The 21,626-nt window shown below is 69.2% G+C and carries 19 protein-coding genes; 6 read left to right on the plus strand and 13 right to left on the minus strand.

The window, feature by feature from the left end:
* Positions 1–461 precede the first annotated feature (461 nt).
* From G9272_RS01550 to G9272_RS01565, 4 genes are all read right to left on the minus strand, one after another.
* Positions 462–908 (minus strand): SDR family NAD(P)-dependent oxidoreductase, encoded by a 447-nt coding sequence (locus tag G9272_RS01550; RefSeq protein ID WP_253267657.1) that lies wholly within the window; start codon positions 906–908, stop codon positions 462–464.
* Between the two features lie 29 nt (positions 909–937).
* Positions 938–2,182 (minus strand): PP2C family protein-serine/threonine phosphatase, encoded by a 1,245-nt coding sequence (locus G9272_RS01555; protein ID WP_171401779.1) that lies wholly within the window; start codon positions 2,180–2,182, stop codon positions 938–940.
* Between the two features lie 256 nt (positions 2,183–2,438).
* A complete protein-coding gene (trhA, locus tag G9272_RS01560; RefSeq protein WP_253267658.1) occupies positions 2,439–3,242 on the minus strand; it encodes a PAQR family membrane homeostasis protein TrhA in 804 nt (267 codons plus the stop codon).
* Positions 3,243–3,308: 66 nt separating this feature from the next.
* Positions 3,309–3,641 (minus strand): MerR family transcriptional regulator, encoded by a 333-nt coding sequence (locus G9272_RS01565; RefSeq protein ID WP_171394825.1) that lies wholly within the window; start codon positions 3,639–3,641, stop codon positions 3,309–3,311.
* 646 nt (positions 3,642–4,287) lie between these two features.
* Here G9272_RS01565 and G9272_RS01570 point away from each other — a divergent pair.
* The gene (locus tag G9272_RS01570) at positions 4,288–4,656 is read left to right on the plus strand and encodes an STAS domain-containing protein (RefSeq protein ID WP_171394826.1); all 369 of its coding nucleotides are present in this window, start codon (positions 4,288–4,290) and stop codon (positions 4,654–4,656) included.
* Positions 4,657–4,723: 67 nt separating this feature from the next.
* On the opposite strand, the gene G9272_RS01575 is transcribed toward G9272_RS01570, so the two are convergent.
* Positions 4,724–5,137 carry a hypothetical protein gene (locus G9272_RS01575; RefSeq protein WP_216377906.1) on the minus strand — a complete coding sequence of 138 codons (414 nt, stop codon included), beginning with the start codon at positions 5,135–5,137 and terminating at the stop codon, positions 4,724–4,726.
* 158 nt (positions 5,138–5,295) lie between these two features.
* Here G9272_RS01575 and G9272_RS46075 point away from each other — a divergent pair, with 158 nt between their 5' ends.
* Positions 5,296–5,445, plus strand: coding sequence for a hypothetical protein (locus G9272_RS46075; protein WP_367398535.1), 150 nt, complete (start codon positions 5,296–5,298; stop codon positions 5,443–5,445).
* 206 nt (positions 5,446–5,651) lie between these two features.
* On the opposite strand, the gene G9272_RS01585 is transcribed toward G9272_RS46075, so the two are convergent.
* Both G9272_RS01585 and G9272_RS01590 read right to left on the minus strand, forming a co-directional pair.
* Positions 5,652–6,674: a S66 peptidase family protein gene (locus tag G9272_RS01585; protein ID WP_171394827.1), complete on the minus strand. Its 1,023-nt coding sequence runs from the start codon at positions 6,672–6,674 to the stop codon at positions 5,652–5,654.
* 692 nt (positions 6,675–7,366) lie between these two features.
* Positions 7,367–7,984, minus strand: a complete 618-nt coding sequence (locus G9272_RS01590) for a malonic semialdehyde reductase (protein ID WP_171401781.1) — start codon at positions 7,982–7,984, stop codon at positions 7,367–7,369.
* A gap of 715 nt (positions 7,985–8,699) precedes the next feature.
* Between G9272_RS01590 and G9272_RS01595 the strand changes: the two genes are divergently transcribed.
* Positions 8,700–9,356, plus strand: coding sequence for a TetR/AcrR family transcriptional regulator (locus G9272_RS01595; RefSeq protein ID WP_171394828.1), 657 nt, complete (start codon positions 8,700–8,702; stop codon positions 9,354–9,356).
* Between the two features lie 95 nt (positions 9,357–9,451).
* On the opposite strand, the gene G9272_RS01600 is transcribed toward G9272_RS01595, so the two are convergent.
* From G9272_RS01600 to G9272_RS01610, 3 genes are all read right to left on the minus strand, one after another.
* A complete protein-coding gene (locus G9272_RS01600; RefSeq protein ID WP_253267659.1) occupies positions 9,452–10,141 on the minus strand; it encodes a TetR/AcrR family transcriptional regulator in 690 nt (229 codons plus the stop codon).
* A 253-nt stretch (positions 10,142–10,394) separates the two neighbouring features.
* Positions 10,395–11,441: a zinc-binding dehydrogenase gene (locus tag G9272_RS01605; protein WP_171394829.1), complete on the minus strand. Its 1,047-nt coding sequence runs from the start codon at positions 11,439–11,441 to the stop codon at positions 10,395–10,397.
* A gap of 142 nt (positions 11,442–11,583) precedes the next feature.
* Positions 11,584–14,799: a bifunctional cytochrome P450/NADPH--P450 reductase gene (locus tag G9272_RS01610; protein WP_171394830.1), complete on the minus strand. Its 3,216-nt coding sequence runs from the start codon at positions 14,797–14,799 to the stop codon at positions 11,584–11,586.
* Between the two features lie 161 nt (positions 14,800–14,960).
* Between G9272_RS01610 and G9272_RS01615 the strand changes: the two genes are divergently transcribed.
* The gene (locus G9272_RS01615) at positions 14,961–15,689 is read left to right on the plus strand and encodes a TetR/AcrR family transcriptional regulator (RefSeq protein ID WP_253267660.1); all 729 of its coding nucleotides are present in this window, start codon (positions 14,961–14,963) and stop codon (positions 15,687–15,689) included.
* Positions 15,690–16,933: 1,244 nt separating this feature from the next.
* Here the strand turns inward: G9272_RS01615 and G9272_RS01620 are convergent.
* Positions 16,934–18,055, minus strand: coding sequence for a PP2C family protein-serine/threonine phosphatase (locus G9272_RS01620; RefSeq protein WP_171394831.1), 1,122 nt, complete (start codon positions 18,053–18,055; stop codon positions 16,934–16,936).
* A gap of 226 nt (positions 18,056–18,281) precedes the next feature.
* The gene (locus G9272_RS01625; protein WP_216377791.1) at positions 18,282–18,452 is read right to left on the minus strand and encodes a hypothetical protein; all 171 of its coding nucleotides are present in this window, start codon (positions 18,450–18,452) and stop codon (positions 18,282–18,284) included.
* Positions 18,453–18,843: 391 nt separating this feature from the next.
* Between G9272_RS01625 and G9272_RS01630 the strand changes: the two genes are divergently transcribed.
* On the plus strand, positions 18,844–19,290 hold the full coding sequence (locus tag G9272_RS01630; RefSeq protein ID WP_171394832.1) for an SRPBCC domain-containing protein: 447 nt from the start codon (positions 18,844–18,846) through the stop codon (positions 19,288–19,290).
* Positions 19,287–19,655 (plus strand): ArsR/SmtB family transcription factor, encoded by a 369-nt coding sequence (locus tag G9272_RS01635; RefSeq protein WP_171394833.1) that lies wholly within the window; start codon positions 19,287–19,289, stop codon positions 19,653–19,655. Before G9272_RS01630 ends, G9272_RS01635 begins: the two co-directional genes overlap by 4 nt.
* Positions 19,656–19,910: 255 nt before the next feature.
* Here the strand turns inward: G9272_RS01635 and G9272_RS01640 are convergent, their stop codons facing one another.
* Positions 19,911–21,260 carry a phosphatase PAP2 family protein gene (locus tag G9272_RS01640; protein ID WP_171394834.1) on the minus strand — a complete coding sequence of 450 codons (1,350 nt, stop codon included), beginning with the start codon at positions 21,258–21,260 and terminating at the stop codon, positions 19,911–19,913.
* Positions 21,261–21,626 lie beyond the last annotated feature (366 nt).

Raw genomic sequence — 21,626 nt, forward strand, 5'->3', positions numbered from 1 at the left:
GAAGCAACCCTCACCACGATCGGCGAGATCGCAGCCGGCGAGAGCCGAGCCCGCCTCTACGTCGTCCCCATGGCGGCGGAAGCAGACGGTGGTGAGGCACTGCGGCTGTGCTTACGCGGAGCGCCTGGCGCAGTGGGGATGTCGGGCCCGGTCGCGGCCTACGTGGACGTTCTGCTGCCGGACGCGGCAGGCGATGCCGGTGGCCTCCGCGCGGTACCAGGACACCGGCGACAACAGGGAGGCGCCGCACTGGAAACGCATGGCCCGCCGGCTGCTCGTGGCCGAGCGGTCAGCCCGCAGGAGGAACGGTGCCAGTGTGCGGGTGGTCTCCGGCGGTCTGCCAACGCTCGGCAAGCACCGCTGACCAACCCATGCGCCGGCCGACTTCGGGCTGGACTTGTGACCTTGTCGCTTATTGCTTGTCGCTTGTCGCTTGTCGCCAAGCAGGGCAGGTTCAGGTGTCAGTTGCCGACTGGGCGGTATGCCATGCCTGGTGAGGTGTCGATGTCGTCCAGTTGATCAGCATCACGCCGCCGCCGGCGCATCCCCGGCAGCGCGAGCCGGCAGATCCGCATGGCACCCAACAAGTTCACTTCCAGCAGATGCCTCGCCTGCTCATCACTGACATCCTCCACCGAGCCCGCCTGCGGCACACCGGCGTTGTTCATCACCGCCCACGCACCACCTCCAGTCATCTCCTCCACCCGGGCCATCGCCCCTCGGCAGGAGAACGGGTCCGCCACATCCAGCACCACCGTCCGCAACCCGAGCCCCCGCCTGGCCGCAGCCGAGACAAGGAGATCCGCCTTCTCCTGGTTGCGCGCGGTGCCGATCACATCCCAGCCCAAGCCGGCCAACCGCAACGCCGTCGCCGCACCGATACCGCCCGTCGCCCCCGTGACCACCACACTGCGCCTCGCGCAGCGGGACGCCCCAGTCACGCATCAGCTCCGGGAGTGGTGTGTCCCGTCCTTGACGGTGCGGAGGCGTCGGTGAGGTCGGCGCCGGTGTCGGCGTCACGCTGGGAGTGGCCGACGCCGTGCCAGTCCAGGCACATCACGGTCGCGTCGTCCTCCAGGTGGCCGATATTGGCGTCGACGATCGCCGCGATGAGGGTGCGGGCGACTTCGCGGGGATGCAGATCGCGGGTGCGCACGATCAGGTCGGACAGCTCGAGGCGGTTGGCGTTGCGCTCCAGCATGCCGTCGGTCAGCATCACCAGCCGGTCGCCCGGCCGCAGGTCCAGCGACTGGACCCGGTAGGTGTGAGGGGCAGGGAAGCCGAACGGCATGTCGATCTTCGGGGTGATCTCCCGTACCCGTCCGTTCCGCATCCGCAGTGGCCAGGGGTGCCCGGCGTTGATGAACTCGGTCTTGCCGTCGATCAGGCTGATGCGCAGGAGCTGGCCGGTGACGTAGCCCTGGCGGCCGTGCTCGCGCATGGCCTGGTCGGCCTGGCGGGCCTGTTCGGCGAGGTCGCCACCGGCCCGCCGAGCGCGGCGCAGGGCGCCCACCAGGAGGGTGGCCAGCAGCGCGGCGTCGACGTCGTGCCCCATGGCGTCGGTGACGGAGAGCTGGACGGTGTCCCGGTCGATCACATAGTCGAAGGTGTCACCTCCGACATGGTCGGCCGGTTCCAGCGCCCCGGCCACCGAGAACTGCGCGGCCTCGCACGCCAGCGAGGCCGGGAGCAACCGGTGCTGGATCTCCGCGGCCAGGCTCAGCGGGATGGTACGGCGGCCCCACTGGTACACGTCGGTGTAGGACCGGTTCGCGATGACGATGTACGCCAGGGCGTGCGCGGTCTCGCCGATCTCCCGCATCGCCTCCGCGTCCGGCGCCGCGGGCAGGAACAGTTCGAGGAGCCCGATCGCGTCCCCGCGGTTGGTCACCGGGGCGACGATCCGCACCAGCGCGCCCTCCCCCTTGTCCTCCACGCTCGGCCGCTGGGTGCGGATCACATCGTCGTACAGGGTGCCTCGCAGCCTGATGCGCCGGGCGGGTTCATCGGTATCGACGCTACCCGCCGTCCCCAGCCGTACGACCGAGCCGCCGGTGAAGTCGGTGATGAGGAACGACACCGCCGCGGCCCCGAGGTGCTCCTTGAGCATGCGCGCGACCACGTCGAGCGACTCCACGGGCGCCGCTGTCTCCGCCGCGGCCAGTGTCCCCGCCAGAGTCATCGCCCTGCCCCGGCGGCTCGCGCCCCCAGGAAGACGGGCGGCCCGCCCGCCGTCCGGCCCTCTTGCGGTCACGGCGGCTCCTTCACTGGTCGATGACACCCAGGACTCCGTCCCAAATGCGCGAAAACCCGCCCGGCACCGGACAGGTCACATTGCACCACGAGACAGGGGGCCCGCCCCTCCCACCGGCCTCTCCCGGACCATGCGCGCGGCCAGAGCCCGCCGAGTCCTGCGCTCCCGCATGCGCCGGACGCGGTCAGGTGGCTGCCAGGAGGATGGCCGTGTAGTGCGCGGTGAAGGCGGCGATCGTCAGGGCGTGGAAGACCTCGTGGAAGCCGAACCAGGCCGGTGAGGGGTCAGGGCGTTTGAGTCCGTAGACGACGGCGCCCGCGGTGTAGAGCAGACCGCCGACGATGACGAGTACGACGACCGAGGTGCCGCCGGTGCGCGCGAATTCGGGCAGGTTGAACACGGCCACCCAGCCCAGCGCGATGTAACACGGGGTGTACAGCCACCTCGGAGCCCCGATCCACAGGATGCGGAAGGCGATACCGGCCAGCGCACCCGCCCACACCATGGCCAACAGCACCCGCTGCCGGCCCTCGGGCAGCAGCAGTACGGCCAACGGGGTGTAGGTGCCGGCGATGATCAGGAAGATGTTCGCGTGGTCCAGCCGCCGCAGGACCGCCTCCCCGCGCGGGCCCCAGGTTCCGCGGTGGTAGACCGCGCTGGTACCGAAAAGCAGGCAGGCCGACAGCGCGTACACCGTGCAGGCCGCCACTGCCGCAGCCGAGCGCGAGACGGCGATCAGGACGACGCCGCCGACCAGCGCGAGCGGGAACACCCCGGCGTGCAGCCAGCCGCGCATCCGCGGCTTCAGCGCAGCCGCCGCGCGCTCCACCCCGCCCTCCAGGCCGACGGCCGTCTGCCCGGCAGCCGGCCGGCCGGTAGCACGGGCGGGCACACCGGCCGCCGGAGGGTGCAGGGCGTCGAGCGTGACGTCGGGGCCGGACTGGGAATCCCGTCCGTGTACCGGCGGTTGGGCATCTTCGGCGATCATGCGCTCTTATTCTGATTCTGAAATCGGCAAAGGAGTGCGGCCCGGCGCGTCGCTGCGCACTGCGGGTCAGATAGCGGCCGTGTGCCCCGAGGCGGCACGGCGGTACTCGGCGTTGATGCGCTGGGCTTCCTCGAGCTGGTCTTCGAGGATGATGATGCGGCAGGCAGCCTCGATGGGCGTCCCGTGGTCGACGAGTTCCCGGGCGCGGGCGGCGATCCGCAGCTGGTAGCGGGAGTAGCGGCGATGTCCGCCCTCGGAGCGGAGCGGGGTGATGAGGCGGGCCTCGCCGATGGCGCGGAGGAAGCCCTGCGTGGTGCCGAGCATCTCGGCGGCCCGGCCCATGGTGTAGGCGGGGTAGTCGTCGTCGTCGAGACGGCCGTAGGAGTCGTCTGCTGTCACTTGCACCTCTCTGTGGAACGCGTAGAGGGGCCCTGGCACCGTACGGCGCCAGGGCCCGAAGGAACTGCTACACCACCTGCCGGCCCTGCTGCTGCGCCGGCCTTCTGTTTCCGCAGACCCGACCGACATGCTGTCGGGCGTGCTGGGATCGCGGTTGCTCGACCGGAGACCACCTCACTATCGATGTCCTGCGGTACCCGGGCTCAAGACTTCCGCCCGGGCGATCCTGATGGCGTTCGGCTCCTCCGTTCTTCCCTCGGTGATCAACTGCTTGCCAAACGGGGCTGCGTACTGCCCATTGACTTCACTGCTGGGTACTGCAACTGCGGTACTGCCGCCCGGCAGTTCGTGTCTGCCGGGCCCTGCTGTCTCTCTGGGCTACGAGAGAAACCATAACCACGCCACCGACCAATGTCTACTCTCGTCGACATAGATTTTCATCTGCCAGGTGGTGAGGTATGGTCTCGGGCGACAGATGGGAGGGCAGCTCCGGACAGCGCCCTCAGGAGACCGAGGAAGGCTGAGGGGGGCCGATGGAGACCGGTCGGCGCACGCGTGACGTGGATGCCCGGGTCTTGTTGACCCCCAGCAGAATCATCCACACACGCCCTGACCCGGGGCAGGCCCAAGCGCAGTCGAGGATACGGTGAGCGACATCGAGCAAGCGGACCGGCCGGACCGGTTCTCCGTCGTACACCGCATGGTCGGCGGCGTACGCGTCGTCACCGTGCGGGGCGAGATCGACCACGACGTCAAAAGCGTCCTCGGCCAAGCCCTGCTCTCCGAGGACAGCGCGGCGCAGCCGTCACGGATCGTGGTGGACCTCAGCGGCGTGACCTTCATGGACTCCAGCGGCATCAACGTCTTCGTCACCGCCCACCACGCCGTCAGCAGCACCGACGGATGGCTGCGCATCGCCGCCGCACAGAAACCCGTCCTCCATGTCCTGCGACTGGTCGGCATCGACGCCCTCATCACCTGCCACCCCACCATCGAACAGGCCCTGAACCCCTGACCGCCCCACCCGGGCAGATCCGGGAGCGTCCTCCTGGCACAAGCGCCGTTGTACGGCCTCGCCCAGCTCACGCTCCGCCGTCTCCGGCAGTGGCTGCCGTGCGCAGCCATTCGTCAGCGGAGCCCGGGGTCGGTTCGGGCCGGCCGCCCGCCGGCGTGAGGACCACGGCCGCCAGCTCCCAGTACCGGTTCAGACGAGGCTCGGCCGCGAGGCGGACGGCCAGCGGGCGACGGAAAACTCGGCTGTCGCGATTGCCGTACGCGCTCGCGTACGCCGCCACGAAGGCGTCCAACGCCTCACCCGGGTACGGATCCCGTCCCCGCCGCACCTGCGGGCCCACCAGCTCGTACGCCTCGGCGAGACCTGCGTACAGCGCGGCCGCCCCGCGGGCCCCGGCCACCCGGTGCACCTCCGGCTGAGGCTGCCGGCCGCCCGGGCAGGGTGCCGTCGTCATCGCGTGCAGCCGGGCGAAGGCGAGCACCTGCGCCGGATCCGGCTCGGGCGCCGCTGCCCAACTGGGGGCTGTCCGGCAGCCGGTTCCGCCCGGCCCGTGCGGTCCCGCACGCGGGTGCCCTGCCCGTCGTCCTTCTCCGTGCGGGGCGGGAGACACCCGAGATCGCCGCCACCGTAGAGGCGTTCGTGACCGCGTCCAAGGACTGCGGGGCGCATCTTGAACCGGTCGACGTACCAAACGGCCACCACGGCTTCGAGACCCTCGATGCCACCGAGGAGACCCGCTCGGCCCTGCGCCACGCGATGCGTTCGGTGGTGACCCACCTGACCGGCTGACGTCCGGGCTGTGCGCCGTGCCCCCCGCCGATGGAAGTTCCGAGGTCGCCGGACACGCTCGGCGCTCATCCCGGACGGTGCGCTCGGCGGTGGAAGTGACGCTGCTGCCCCAGCCCCGGCGTGGGCTGTCCTGTCGGCGCCGATTTCGCTTCGCGATGCGCGCCCTGGGCTGCTGCCGCGGCCGTCGGCTCACTGATCCGCGTTGCTCAGCCGACCGGTCCCGTCATCGCGTGCGGCCGTACCGCCGGTTCGAGCAGCGACAAACTCCGCTGCTGCGCGTCGAGGGCGACGCGGGTGCCGACCGGCATCGGCAGATTCGGTCCGGCGTGTCCCACCTCGACGTTGCCCAGGACAGGGATGTCACGGTCGCCGAGGACGTCGAGGACTATCTCGCGCAGGGTCGGGGACGCGTCGGGCGAGTCGAGTCCGTCGATCGCGGTCGGGATGCCCACGACCATGCCGGCGATCCGATCGAGGATGCCGGCGTGCCGCAGTATCTGTAGATAGCTCCACACATACGATGCCTGGCCGCCCAACTCCTCCCAGAACAGCACCGCGCCGTCGAACCATTCGAGCGGCAGCGCGTAAGGCGTCGCCTGCGCCAGCACGATGCGGTTGATCACCCCGCCGATCAGCCGGCCTTCGGTGCGACCGGCACGCCAGCACTCCCACGACGGGCCGGCCGGCAGCGCACCGATCGGCTCCGTACTGGTCAGCAGCGTCGCGTAGAGCCTTTCGAGTTCCGCTCTGCGTGCGGCGGGGGCAGCCTGCCAGTGTCCGCCGAGTCCAGAGGTGGCCAAGTCGGTATGGAACCCGACCAGACCCGTTTGCGCGTAGAGCACCAGATGCAGCAGCGAGATGTCGCTGTAGCCGAGGATCGGCTTGGGGTCGGCGGTGATCGCCTCGACGTCGATCAGGTCGAGGTAACCGAGCACCGTCTGGCCGCCGTCATGCGCGATGATCGCGCGCACCTCAGGATCACGCAGAAGACCATTGAACTCCCTGGCGATCTCCGCCGGCGTCGCCGCGCTCCACCAGCGGTGCCGCCCTGCTTCGAGGAGCGGCGCCCTACGCACGCGGAATCCCATCCTCTCGAGCACGACCACCGCCTGCTCGAGATCGGGCTCGTAATCGGCATGCAGCGGCCCGGACAGCGATGCGATGACGACGAGATCTCCGGGCCTCAGGGCACGAGGGCGAAGCAGTTGAGGCAGCGCAGAACTGATCACCGACGCAGTATCCCGACGCGCGCAACAACACGCGACCCATATACCGATCGACCGCCCGGCAGACCCAGCCCGCGCAGCCCCCAGCTGGAGTACCGCTGCGGCTCCGAGAGGACTGGGTGTCTCACGCGGCGCACCTTCGCGGACGAGATGCGTTCGCCGCCGATGGTTCGGGGAGACGAAGAAGGAATGGGCCCCGGTCTCCTGTCTCTGACCCACGACCGTGACCGGGACCAGGACCAGCCGGGCCGCCACGCCGGATTCGCCCTGCAACCGCACAGGCCGGTTCGGAGCCGTGGTCACGTGGCTGGGAAAGGGTTGGACGGGGTGATGCTCGGGCTTGAGGCTTGCAGCGGACCGTGACACCGCCCGAGGAGGTGAGACTGCCCCTCGCCCCGCTCGTCGCCGCCCACCCGGGCGACGCGGCACTGTTCAAGAATCGTCATGCGTCGTGGGCATGCCTCGCGCTCTTCCTCCTGATCCCGCTGCTCATGGCCCCGTACACGCACAGAGAGCGCCTTGACGGTCGGCGCCGCCGCACCCTGCGCGCTCCTCGCCAGGCCCTCATCGAGACGATGAATGGGCGCCGGTACTCAAGAGCACCGGCGCCCACGGATGACACCGCTCACCTCTACGCCGGCCATTCTCGAGTTGCTCGGCATTCGGATCCCGCGCGTCTGGCGGCGGCAGCGCGGTCAGACCCAGGCAACGGCGTCCTCGAGGGGCACCCGGGGCAGCCGCGGGAACCACGGGTCGGCACCGGGGTGACCGATGTTGACCACCAGGTGCGAACGCCAGCTGGTACCGGCGAAGAACTCCTCGTCCACGCCGGCCTTGTCGAAGCCCGCCATGGGACCGGCCGCGAGCCCCGCCGCGCGCACCGCGAGCAGGAAGACCCCGGTCTGCAACGCCGAGTTGTAGGCCGCGAGGCTCTCGCGCGCCTCGGTCTGGTCGGCGAACGCCGCTCGCAGCATGTCGCCGCGGGCCGGGAAGACGGTCGGCATCTGCTCGTGAAAATCGACGTCGTAGGCCAGGACCGCCACGGCCGGTGCACTGAGCGTCTTGGCCCTGTTGCCTTCGTCGAGATGCCGGACCAATCGCTCCTTGCCATCGCGGGTGCACACGAAGAGCACACGCAGAGGCTGGCCGTTGGCGGCGGTCGGCGACCAGCGGGCGAGCTCCCAGATCATGGCGAGTTCGTGGTCGGTGACGGCCGTTGCAGCGAAGGTGTTGGCGGTGCGGGCCTCTGTGAACAGCAGCTTCCGCCCGGCGTCGTCAAGGACATCGAGGGCCTGCGGTTCGCGATAGGTCATGCTCACGGTTTCTCTCTTACTTCGGTTGTCCGGATGGTGGGTGCCGGGGCGGGTTGACCGCCCCGGCACCCCGCGGTGGGGACGGGGTTGCGGGAGCCGGGCGGGGCACAGAGTCCCGGTGCTGTGACGTGGGCGTGAGGCCCCTGGCCAACGTCATGTGTGGTGTGTTGACCGCGTGTTCCGCTCCGCGCCCAGGCCGGCGCAGTAGGCGATCGGGTCGGGGTTGTCGACGCGGATCCGGTCGCGCAGGGCGTCGTCGAGGGTGACGCCGGGCGCGCGGGGACGACGAACAGCGGCATCCAGTAGCCACCGTCGGGTTCCTCCCCGCCGATGACGTGGATGGACGAAAGGTCGTGACGGAGGGTTCGATGCCCAGCTTGGTCATGGCCGGCAGGTACCGAGGGCTGGTGCCGAAGGCGGTGACCTTGTGGCGGTCCGCCGGCCCCGGAGGATGTCCGGGCGCGCAACCGCGCAGGGCTGCCGTCGCATGTGCGGGTGGTGGACGACGGGATGCTGCGACGCATGGCCGAGGATCGGAATGCCGCGCAATGACCGTGTGGAGCAGTGGCCGGTCTCGGGCTCCGTGGCCATGGGCTTGCTCCTTTGCACGGAGAGGGGGGAAGGACAAAGGCGCCGTTCGGTGCGGGAAGTCGTCGCAGCGGCGTTCCGAGTTTCCGTACGCTGTACGGAACTGCTCGATGGTACCGTACGACGTATGGAAAAGCAAAGGAAGGCCCCCCGTGGGACCAGGAAGAGGGATGTCCCGCTTACCCAGGACGGCATCTACGCCATGGCACTGAAGCTCATCGACGCCGACGGGGTCGAGGCGCTCACCATGCGCAAACTCGCGACTGCGCTGGATGCGAATCCGATGTCGCTGTACCACCACGTGCCGAACAAGGAAGCCCTGCTGCACGGCGTGGCCGCGCTCGTCGGCTCGCACTTCCGCGAGGGGAAGCGGGAGGACATGCCCTGGCAGGGCCGCATGCGCCAACTGGCTCTGGACTTCCGCGCCCTGGCACACCGCCACCCCAAGCTGATGGAGTACTCCTTCGCGCGCGCCGACTACGTCCAGCCGGAAGACCCCTTCTGGCGGGGACTCACCGACACTCTGGCCGCCGCCGAACTGCCGGCGTCCGCGATCCCGCGCGTCGCCGCCTCCCTGTGCGCGGTCTTCACGGGGCTGTTGCTCAGCGAACTGACCGGAGCACTCCAGCGGTGGACCACCCTGCCTCCGGCACCATCGGGCCCCGACGGGGAAGCAGCGTCCCCACCCGCGAAGGAAGTGGTCGACACGATGTTCGACTATGCGCTGGACGCCACGATCGCCGGCTTGGAGAGCCAGATCGCACGAACCCGCAAGGAGCCGTGACGGACCGAGCGGCTGCCGTGGGCTCCGCCGATGGACCCTTCTCCGCCGCCTCGGTGACTGTGCGCTGAGGGCCGCGAAGCGGCGGACGTCCCTGGTCAGTCATCTGCCCCCAGGCGCGACCGTGCCTCGGCCGGAGGGCATGCCATCGCTCGTCCGGTGCTCGGCAGAACGTCCCGCACGCGGAGCGCAGCCACCCGTGGTGTTACGCCGGCGGCGACGAGGAGCGCGGTCGCCGCCGCCTCACCCGTGGGATCCGCCCAGGTGGACTCGGCGTTCTCATCGGCGAGGGCCAGCATCAGCGCTTCCAGCGCCCGGGCGAGGACGGGCGCCGGAACATGGTCCGCGAACACGCCTTCCTCCTGACCGCGACGCACGGTCGCGATGGCCTCTTCACGCACCGGTGCCAGGGTGGCTCGGATCTCCGCCTCTCCCAGATCGCGGCGCCCCAAGGAGATGAGCATGCGGTACCGGTCACCCACCGACCATGCCGCCAGGGCCATCCGCGCCATCGCCTCCAGCGGGCCGGCATCCGGAACACGGGCCGCGGCGAACGCCTGTTGTAGCGCTCGGCCTGCTTCCTGCGTCAAGGCGGCGATCAGCGCCGGCCGGCTGGAGAAGTGTCCGTAAAGGGTGCGCCGCGCGACGCCGGCCGCCTGGGCGACGGTCTCGAGACTCGCGTCGGGGTTGTCCCTCAGTTTCTGCCGAGCGGTCGCGAGAATTCGTGTGCGGTTCGAGCGAGCATTACTGCGCCGCGGGGTGCGACCCAGAACGTCGGTCATCTGCATGACTCCCATCTCCACTTCTGGATCATGTGTGCGCCGCTACGGAGGACGCCGGGTTCGGTACCGGCTACGAGTCGGAGGCAGCCGTTCCACGGCCCGCGGCGGAAGGAGCGTGCCCCTGCCCGGCCTCCCCTGACCCGGAGTCGGAGCGTGCCGGGTCTCCAGATGCCGGAAGCCGTGGGCGCCGGTGCTCCCTCAAGCACCGGCGCCCACTCACCCCTGCCCGAGGTGGCTTTGATATCCCGCTGGACAGGTGTCAGGGGACGAGGATGAGACGGATCGGGTCGCCGATCTTGTTCTCCAGCCGGTGGACGGCGTCGGCCGCCTCGGCGAGCGGGACATGGTCGGTGATGGAGGGGGCAAGGTCGAGGCGGCCGGCTGCGGTCAGCTGCACGAGCTCGGTGACGGATTCGGGGAAGCCGCCGTAGTGGCCGCGCACCTGCTTCTGCATGTAGTTGAAGGTCAGGCCTTCGGTGATGGTGAGGGGCCTGGGCGTGATGCCGACCAGGATCAGGGAACCGCCCAGGCCGAGCACGGAGGCGGCCTGCTCGCGGACGGCGGGAACGCCGGCGCAGTCGAAGGCGAAGTCGAGGCCTCGTCCGGCAGTGGCCGTGCGTACCTGGTCGGCGAAGTCGGGGGCGGTCGGGTCGAGTGCGATGTCCGCGCCGAAGGCCAGGGCTCGTTCCCGGGCGCTGGGCAGCGGGTCGACGGCGATGATCGGTGCGGCACCGACCAGGCGGGCGAGGCGTACGTTGTGTGCGCCGACTCCGCCGACGCCCCAGACGCCGACGGACTGGGCGGGGCGTACGCCTGCGGTGGCGACGACGGCGGCGTAGGGGGTGGAGACCGCGTCGGGGATGATCGCGGCCTGGTCGAAGGGGAGGCTGTCGGGGATGGGGATGAGGGTGTCCTCGCGGGCGACGGTGTACTGGGCCCAGCCGCCGTCGTAGTCGATGCCGGCGGTGAGCATCTGGGTGCAGGGGCGGTGGCGCACGCAGCCGGCGCACCGGCCGCAGGTCTTGCCGGCCTCCAGGGTGACGCGGGTGCCGACGGTCAGCCCGCGCTTGAGGTCGGGGCCGGGAGTGTGGATCACACCGGAGACCTCGTGGCCGACGGTGACCACGTCGGAGGTCGCGAACAGCGGGACGAGGGAGCCGTCGATCAGGTGAACGTCCGAGAGGCAGACGCCGGCGGCCTTGACCTCGATGAGGACCTCGCCCGGTCCGGGCACGGGGACGGGGACCTCTTCCACGACGAACTTCTTGCTGTCCAGGTGGAACCGTCCGGCGAGCATGGTGTCCATGGTGATCTGCTTTCTGTGAGCGGCAGGTCCCGGCCGGTTCGGGCCGATGGGTGCCGTGTGGTGTCCGGTGGGCTTGTGGTGGCCGGGAGGCGTGCGGGTGGCACTACGGCCGCTTGCCCGCACGCCTCCCGCCGTCCGGGGGTCAGGCGAAGACGTCCTGCTGGTAGCGCTCGTCGGCCTCGAGCTGGGCGAGCCACTGCTGGGCGGCCTCGTCGTCGCCGCCGGTGTGCTCGCGGTAGACCACGGCGAGGGCCTCACGGACAGCGGGCGCCATCCGGCGGCCGTCACCGCAGACGTAGATGTACGCGCCGTCTTCGATGGCCTGCCACACCGTGTCGGCGGCGTTGGCGATGGCGTTCTGCACGAACCGGGCCGGGTGGCCGGTCACCGCGGAGTACGCGGTGTGGACCTGAGCGATCCCGGCCTGCTCCCAGTCCTGCATCTCCTGGCGGTAGAAGTAGTCGTGCTCCGGGTGGCGGCAGCCGACGAAGACCTGCGACAGGCCGGCCTGCGTGCCGTTCGCGTGCTGCCAGGCACGCTCCTCCAGGAAGCCGCGCAGCGGCGCGATGCCGGTGCCGGGGCCGATGAGGATCAGCGGCGTGGCGGGGTCGGCCGGCGGGGCGAAGGTCGGGGAAGGCACACGCACGTAGCCGTAGAGGACATCTCCCGGCTCCAGGCCTGCGATGTAGGTGGAGCAGGTGCCGCGGTACCGGCCGTCACCGGACAGGGCCGGGCCCTCCAGCAGGCCGACGGTCAGGCGCACGTGGCGCGGGTTGGCCGGCGGGGCCGAGGAGATGGAGTAGAAGCGGGGACGGATCGGCCCCATCATCTCCAGGAAGACGGCCAGCGGCAGCTCGACCGCGGGGAAGCGCTCCAGCAGGCCCAGCACCGAAACGCGCTTGCCGAGGATCTCCTTCTGGTAGCGCTCCTCGGCATCCTCGGTGTCCGCCGTGTACGCCTCCAGCTGCGGCCGAGTCCACGGGCACTCGGTGTGCCCCGCCAGGATGCGCACCTGGCTGCGGGTGGCCACATCCTGTAGCTCCAGAAACTCGGTGAGCAGCAGACCCGCGGTGACCGGCGTGCCGACCGGCAGGTGCGTCCGGCCGCCTGCGGGCTGGTCCAGACGCAGGACCTGGTCGCGGTCGACGCCGAGGCGGGCGAGGGCGCGGTCGACCAGGGCGGGCTCGTTCTTGGCGAAGACAGCCAGGTGGTTACCGGTGTCGTAGGTGACGCCCTCGGGCAGTTCGATGGTGATGGACTTCGCGGAAGGACGCGGCGGCTCGAGGCTGAAGTCCCACAACCCGGTCGCGTCGGCCACGAGTTCCTCGTTGGCGACCACCGAGAGGGGGTAGGCCAGCTCGGAGACGATCGCCGGGCGCACATCCGCCTCGGTGAGCAGCTGAACCTGATAGCGCGGTCCGCTCGCCTCGGAGGTGTCGGCGGCGTACTCCTCGGCCAGGGTGGCCCACAGGGTGTCCGTCCAGCGGGAGGCCATGCCGTCGAAGTCACCGGCGGCGTCGGCGATTCCGCGCTCCACCACCGGGGTGGCTCCGGCGGCCAGCAGTGCTTCGTCGATCCGCGTGGGGAAGGCCTGGTAGGTGGCCACCCACTGGGTGTTGCCGGCGCCGAGCAGCGCGAACCGCACGTTCGACAGGGAGCCCTGCGGGAGTCCGGCGGCGATCAGCTCGTCGAAACGCTGGGCGTTGTCCGGCGCCTTGCCGTTGTAGCTGGCGGCGACGACCACGAGCAGTCCCTCGGTGGGCAGGTTGTCGCCCAGCTCGTCCAGGCTGGTCAGTGTGGTGCCGAAGCCGGAGCGCTCGCCGCGGTCGGCGATGGTGCGCGCCAGGTCCTCGCACGAGCCGAGGCTGGAGCCGTAGGCGACGGTGAGGTTCACCCCTACACCGCTGACCGCGGCCTGCGCCCGCGTGTCATCCGTCTGCCGGTCCACGGCGCCGAAGACGGTCCGCTCGTGCTCCTGACGGGTGCGCACGTTCAGTTCGAAGCCGCCGGGCTTGCGCGTCAAAGCCTCCTTGACGTCCATCTTGTAGTCGGTCATGTCGGAGAACTTGAACTTTTGCAGCACCAGCGCGAGGGCCAGACGGGCCTCGGTGAGCGCGAACTGCCGGCCGATGCAGGCACGCACGCCGTTGCCGAACGGCTTGTAGGCGTGCGGGTGGTGGTTGACCCGGTTCTCCGGCAGCCACCGGTTGATGTCGAACTCCTGCGGCCGCTCCCACGCCTTGGGGTGGGTGTGCAGCGGGCCCTCGATGATGTTGACCCGCGCGCCCTTCTTCAGCTCGTAGCAGCCGCCGATGACGGTGTCCTCCAGCGGGGACTTGCCGATCATCGGGATGGGCGCCCACAGGCGCAGGGTTTCCTCGAGGATGCGCGGGATCACATCCATCTGCATGATCGTGTCGTAGTCCGGGACGGTGTCGCCGGGCATCAGCCGGTCGACCTCGGCATAGGCCTGGGCCAGGATGTGCGGGTTACGCATCAGCGAGTACGTGGCGAACGACAGCAGACCACTGGTGGTCTCGTGACCGGCGATCAGGAAAGTCAGCACCTGGTCACGGACGTTGTCGTCGTCCAGCGACTTGCCGGTCTCCGGGTCGGTGGCCTCCAGCATCAGACCCAGCAGATCGTCCTCACCCGTGCCCTTCCCCTGACGGCGCTCCTTGATCACACTCTCGACCAGGTCCTGCATCTGCTGGATGTTCGCGCGGTATTTCTTGTCGTCGGCCTTGCGGAGCTTGGTCATCATCGGCAGCTCCTGCGAGCGCCGCAGCGACTCCACCAGCGACTCCAGCAGCGCGTTGAGGAAGGGGTGCAGCTCCTCCTCGGCGAAGGAGCCGAACCGGTAGCCGAACCCCGTCAGGGCGATGGTGTCCAGGGTCAGTCGGGTGTAGTCGTCGGTGATGTTGACCGGCTGTCCCTCCCGGCTCTCCCACTTGCCCACAAGGTTCTGGGCGATCTCCAGCATCTGCCCGTAGTAGGCCTTCATGGCCCGCTGGCTGAAGGCCGGCATGAGGACACGGTGCGCCATGCCCCATTCCTCTTCGTGCTGGTGGGCCGTGAACAGTCCCGCCCCCGCGTAGTCCCGGACATGGGCCAGCGGTGTCTTCTCGATCTGCTTGAAGAACCGCGTCTCGTCACAGACCTCGGCCACCAGGTCCGGGTCATAGACGAAGACCTGCTCGATGCCGGCGATGTCCATGCCGTAGATGCCCTCGGGGAACTGCTCGGACAGCTCGCCGAAGTACTCCACCGGGTTGGTGCCGGGGATCTGCGGCGTGTGGCCGAGGAGGGGTATCCCGCGCGGGGACCGAATGGGGCGAAGGCTGTTCGACGTGGTCATGGCTTGCTCCTTCGTGTGGAGAGGGATGGGCAAGGGCGCCGGTCGATGCCGTGGTGCACCACAGAAACATACGCCGTACGGAAAAGTACCGTACGCCGTATGGAACATCGAACGCAACCCGGTCGCGGGCGCGTCCGCCTCGCCACCGCATGGTCGAGTCCATGCCCGTGCGCCGCACGAAAGCCGTTACCGTACGACGTATGAAAAAGGTGAAGGGCTCCCCGCGGGGAACAAGGAGGAGAGACGTACCTCTGACCGAGGCCGGGATCCATGCCGCCGCCCTGCGGCTCATCGACGCGGACGGGGTCGAGGCGCTCACCATGCGCAAACTCGCGACCGCGCTGGATGCGAACCCGATGTCGCCGTACCACCACGTGCCGAACAAGGACGCACTGCTGCGCGGCGTGACGAGGATGGTCGGCGCCCAGTTCCGTACCGTGACGCTGGAGGACGCTCCCTGGCAGGAGCGCATCCGCCTGCTCGCCACGGATTTCCGGACGCTGGCGCACCGCCACCCCAACCTCATGGCCTACTCGTTCAGCCAGCCGGACATCATCCAGCCCGAAGACCCGTTCTGGGCTGCGCTCATCGCGACACTGGAAGCCTCAGGGGTATCGCACGAAGAGATCCCGCAGGTCGCCGCGCTCATGTGCGCCGTCGTCATCGGTGTCCTCATCGCCGAGCTCAGCGGCGCGCTTCACCAGTGGTCGAACCTCAAGCCCACTACCCCCGCCGCCGGCGAAGACTGGTCCCCGGACGTAGGCCCTGAGGAGGACCGCATGTTCCGTCTGGTGCTCGACACGATCATCGCGGGCCTGGAGAGCCGGCTCGCCGCCGCTGGTGACGGCGAGGACATCCGCCGAGGCGTTTCGCCCGAGGCGGGCCCGTAGCCGGGCGGGCTCGGGCTGCGACGCACAGGGACAACCGTCGCACCGGCCGGGCAGTCGATCTTTGCCCCCCCCCGCTCACTCCTGTTCACGATGCCCCACCGTGGTCTGTCGTGAGGGTCCGTTCCCTGCGAGCGCGCTTCCCTGACGCTGCCTGCGCGACTGGAGTGTGAGCTCGGGTTCACGGTGCGGGCCCTGCACGAGGTGGAGGCAGGCCAGACCGAGCGGTGAGAGCCTCTCAGCAGCTCACCGTAGAAGCCGCACAAGTTGTGCCATCAGCGCTGGTGGTGGCCGGGCAGGTGAAGGGGTCCAGGATGCACAGGCCAGGGGTGCATCCGGGCCGTCCCCGCACTTCGAGGGCGGCTCGGGCTCCACGTTCCCCGTCGTGGCCACCGCAGTGTCGCCCCCACGCCGTCGGGGGTAGCCCTGTCAAAAGGGAGACGCCGGCGATCGCCACGTCGTCCCCGCGCCCGCGGATCCCGCGGATCCCCCGGCCGCCTGGCCGCCTGGCCGCCTGGCCGCCAGAGCACCGTCCCCTGCACCCCTCGCACCCAAGCAGCCGAAGCAGCCGAAGCAGCATCCGCCGCTGGTCGGCGGACCGGTCGTGGCGTGGTGCGACACGGATGGCCGCCGGCCGCCCGAAGAGTGGTCATGGCCGGCCCGGCCGTCAGTCTCACCGCATTGGGTCGCTCTGTTCTGTCGGCCGAGCCTCCTGACCGTCCATGGCCGCCAGATCGACCAGCCGACGGGTTCCAAGTTCTCTGCCTTCAGCCAGGGGTCGCGCAGACTTCGCAGATGCTGCAAGTCAGGTACGTCGAGCACCTTCGCCCACTTGATCAAATACTCATGCCTCTGCACCGCCTGCTGCATCAATCGCCGAGCCAAGTAGCCGTAGAGAAGAGCAAGGGCGGCGAGCCCTCTTCTCGGCAACCGCCAACGTCCTGCCACCCAAGCCAAGTCGACAGCAGCGTAGTTGGACGCCGGTGTAGCCAACTTGCCGCAGAGGGATACCGACGATCTGCTCGTTAGCGCCGACATCGCGAGCCTGTTCGACTACGGCGGCACCGCCTCCTTCCCCAGCACCCCCGCCAGGGGCGCGTCGCGTATCCCCGAGCTGCCCGAGCCGGACCCCCGCCGGCGACAGCGCGCAGCGCTCTTCGTCCCTGGACCATCCGGCCCCATGCCGGTCGTGACCCCAGGACCACGCGGTCGGCCCAGCCGACCGCGGATCAGGCGGATCAGGCGGATCAGACTGCCAGGCGGCGGATCGCGACCACGGCCGCGTCGTCGTCGAGGTGTCCGTGGACGTGGGCCAGCAGGTCGTCCTGGAGAAGACGCAGCAGTTCGTCGGGGCCGTTCTTGGTCCACTCGGGCGCCCGTTCGGTGAACGGGTAGAAGAGTCCGCCGGCATTGCGTGCTTCGATGACGCCGTCTGTGTAGAGGAGCAGCAGGTCGCCGACCTCGAACGGGAAAGTCTGAACGTCGTAGGCGGCCATGCCGAAGACCCCGCCGAATCCGATCGGGAGGTGGCTCGCCTCGGCCATGAGCGGGGTGAGGTGATTCCCCCGCAGGAGGAGCGGCGGTGGGTGACCGCAGGTGATGAGGTGGACGACCGGATCGTGGTCGGGGATGTCGAGCAGCAGGGCAGTGGCGAAGTCCTCGTTGGTGTCCTGCTCTGCCTGTGGTCGCCACTGGCTGGTGTCCCAGCGGAACGCTGCGTCAAGGTGGATGGCGAGGCGCGGGAGGGTGGCCTGCCGATGGGCGGCTGCACGAAAGGCGCCGAGCAGCAGGGCTGCGTTGTTGATCGCGGACAAGCCGTTGCCGCGCACATCGCCGATGAGGAGCCGGGTGCTCTGGTGGGCGGTCCGTGCGACCGCGTACAGGTCTCCGCCCAGCTCGGCCTCTTCCTCGGCGGGGATGTACAGGCCGGCGATCCGCAGCGGGCCCGTGCGTGCGGGCAGTGGCTGGAGCAGCACACTCTGCGCCGCCTCGGCCACCGACCGCACCCGCTGCAACTGCCGCTCACGCCGGTCCCGCACCACGCAGACGGTGACACAGACGATGGAGACGACGATCAGGGCAGTGATCTGGGCCTGGATGTTGGCAGTGGACAGGACCCCTCTGAGCACCCCGATCAGTACCTGGGCCGCCACCGCGAGAGCTCCCATGAGCGCGGTCACGCGGGCACCGGCGAATGCCACCGTGATCGCGGGGGCCGCCACCAGCAGTGGGCCGAGGTGGATGTGCGGCGGAGCCAGCACATCCACCACACAGACCGTGACGATCAGCGCCACCGGGATCACGAGCAGCGCGGGGGCGTGACCCGGCCGCCAGGAACGCCGGAAATCCAGCCGTGGTCGAAGGGCCATACCTCAAGCCTTCCACCTACCTCCGCGTACGGGGTTGCGCCGCTCCGAAAACCGCAAGCCGTGGCTGTACAGGACGGCAGTTGTCCTGGCTCATGCTCCGCCGCAACGGGCCTACGCAGCAGCTGCGCGTCGTCTGCCCGCAGGATCGAGCGAGTGCTTCGGCTGGAGGGCGTCGGCCGCGTTGCCCAGGTGTCTTCAGGCCCTCGGGGGCAGCGGTCGCGACACTCTAGTGGTAACGGTCGTCGAAGGAGTCCGCGATCATGAGGTGCTCGCCGACCCGGGCGAGGGCAGGGTAGCTGTCGGTGGCGACGAGTTCACGGAACGAGCCGCGGGGATTGTCGGACGGGGTCTGCTGCTCCTGGGTCAGGCCACGCGACGACAGGACCGGAAGTCGCATCACTGACGCCTCCCACCCGTCACGGCGTACGGAATCGACGACGCCTGGAATGATCCGCAGGTGAGAGCACAGTCCGAACGAAAGGATTCCGTGGACCGGTTCGGAAGGTAATTCTCTAGCAACCCTCCAGCCTGATTCCCACGACACAGACCCGGGAATTCCAGGGCCCGCCGAATTCCGCCCGGACACCAGTAGTTGCCAGCGGGTGTGGACCGTGTCTCGACGGCCGGCCGCAGCGGTCGGCGACCGGACGGGACGGCGTCTCACCTCGATGGCGGACAGCGCACCGACCGGTCGAAACGGCACCCAAGGTGCAACCCTTGGGTTGCACCTTGAGAGTCGATGTGCAACCGTGGAGTTGCATCCGAAGGTGACGATGAAGGAGCCCCTCATGAGCGAGGACCGAATCGAACGCGAAACCCTGATCGCAGCACCCCTGGAGCGGGTCTGGTCGCTGGTGGCCCAACCCGGGTTCTGGGTGGCCGACAAGGCGAGCCTGCCCGGCACCGTGGCCAGGGAAGGCGAGTCGATGGTGGCGAAGAACGCCGAGCACGGCGACTTCCCGGTGCGCGTGGAGAAGGTCGAGCCGCCGACATACCTGTCGTATCGCTGGACCAGCGCGTTCCCAGGAGAGGAACTGCGCGAGGACAACAGCACTCTCGTGGAGTTCACGTTGACCCAGGAGGGCGACCAGACGCGACTCCGCGTCGTCGAGAGCGGGTTCGCGGCGCTGGCCGGTTCCGAGGAGTTGCGCAGTCAGAACCTCAAAGATCACAGTGCAGGCTGGCCCCTGGAGCTCGACGCGCTCAAGACACGTGCCGAACAGTCCACCACGTGACGGAAGAACGCCCCGAAGCCGCCGAGGTCGTCGACAGCGTCCTCGGCGCGCTGGCCGACCCGACGCGACGCCAACTGCTTGATCTGCTCGCCGCACAGGGTGAGGCCACTGCCACGACACTCGCCGAACGACTGCCCGTCTCGCGGCAGGCAGTGGTCAAACACCTCGCCGTCCTGGACGCCGCCGGGCTGGTTTCCGGCGGCCGGGTCGGACGCGAGGTTCGCTACGCGGTGCGACCCGCGGCGCTGGACACGACGGCGCGGTGGATGGCCTCGCTCGCGGCGGACTGGGACCGACGGTTGGCGAACATCAAACGCGTCGCCGAGGCAGCGGAACGGGATCCGGATTCGGCACGCCCCGACTGAAGGGAAACAGCGTCGACGCCTCGATCGCAGCGGTCGCTCCGGGCGTCGTCGCCGGCTCCACGTCTGTCCTCTCCCCGACCGCTCCGCGCTCCTCGCTCCTCGCTCCTGGTCCACACCGACGGCTTCGTCGAACGGCTACGACGACGTCGCCCTCCCCGTCCACCGGCATCCGGGGCAGTTGAGCCGCCTCCGCCGGACATCGGCATCGCGGCCGCACTCGAGCGGCGCTCGGCCCGCAACCTGGCGTAACACGGTTCAGATGAGTTCGGGCTGCGGTTCCGGTTGCCGCGCTGATGCGGTCCTCGGTTCCCACAGTGCGGTGGTCCGTACGTAGCCGTAGACCACCGAGGTCATCGCCAGCACGAGAAGCGGCCCGGACACCCACGGATGCTCGGCCATCTCCAACGGCAGGTAGCGGTATGACACCAAGAGTGCAACGAAGACCGTCGCACCGTAGGCGACCAGCTGGGTTCCTGATCGATCCCAGCCGCGGGCGAGCGAGCGCAGAGCTGCCTCGATCGTGCACGCGAACACCACCCCGGCAATGAGATCCACTCCGTAGTGGTAGCCGAATCCCAGCGTTGCGGCGAGCGTGGCAATCAGCCAGAACGTGCCCGCGAAGCGCAAGAGCCGCGGGCCCTTCCGGGAATGAATGAAGATCGCGGTGGCCCACGCCGTGTGCAGGCTGGGCATGCAGTTGCGTGGGGTGATCTCGTCGAACGGCATGTGGTGCGGGACAGCGATCGGAGACGGCGTTACCGGCCACAGGTTGGCCACCGCCCACTGCTCGCTGGGCGGCGTCTGCGCCCACAGGCTGACCGACGCCCAGTGCTCGGCACCGGTGCCGTAGGCGAAGACCGGTCCGACCACCGGGAAGATCATGTAGATGGCCGGCCCGAGGAGGCCGATCACCATGAAGGTGCGCACCAGATGGTGACCCGGGAAGCGACGCTCGACCGCCACGCCACGCAGTTGGTACAGCGCGACGATGACCGCGGCCACCGCGAGCTGGCCGTAGACGACGTCGAGAAAATTGAAGCCGATCGAGCCGGTGGCAGTGACAATCCGACCCGCCAGCCACGACGGCGCACCCAGCGCGTGATCAGCGGTTGCGACGTACTGGTCGAGCACCATGGGGCGGGTCTTCGAGGTGATGACCAGCCAGATGTCGCCGGTCTTTCGGCCGGCCACCAGCAGCAGGCCCAGCCCGACGCCCTTCAGCAGCAGGACGCGTTCCTCGCCGGTGCGGCGCGTGACAGCGATGACCGCATAGCCCAGCATTACCCACAACGCGCCGTTGCCGAATGGGTGGCCTTCGGTCACCTCGGCGTCGACCGCCCGCCGGACCAGGAAGAAAACGGCGTCGATACCGAGCGCGGCACCAGCCGCGATGAACCGTTGCCGCCAGGTGAGAACCACCATCATCAACGCCAAGCTGGCGTACAACAGGAAGCCCGATTTGGGAGGGAATATCAGCTCCCCCACCTGGTTGCTGATCGGCCCCGGCAGGCCGCAGCGACGCGCCGCGACTTCCAGCGCGATGAGGAACCCGAGGGTGACCACACCCGCCGCGGCCCACAGTATCGCCCGGGGATGACGCCCCACGAAGTACGCGGTTCTGCCTTTTATTCGCGAAAGCGCCCGCAACGATATGTATATCAATTACTCAACCAATTTGCTCGATTTTGACTGAACAAGTTACTTATCACACCAGATGGCATGCTTTTCTAGCGAAGGACGGGCATGGGGGGCGTTCGTCGCGAGTTCGAACATGTTAACGGAGTGGTGCGGGTGGGTTACGCCGAAATGTGCATCGGCGAAGCGGACCGTCCACGCAGCCGTGCTGTCACGAGTCGAGCACTCCCCCGCCGAACCTGGCCGAGCCCTGCGGGCCACGGTCGACGGCTGCGCGACCGGCCCCACCGGCGTATCGGCCACACCGAGGCGACCCGCGTCGCACGAACGGCCGAC

The sequence above is a fragment of the Streptomyces asoensis genome (assembly GCF_013085465.1).
GTDB classification, from domain to species: Bacteria; Actinomycetota; Actinomycetes; order Streptomycetales; family Streptomycetaceae; genus Streptomyces; species Streptomyces cacaoi_A.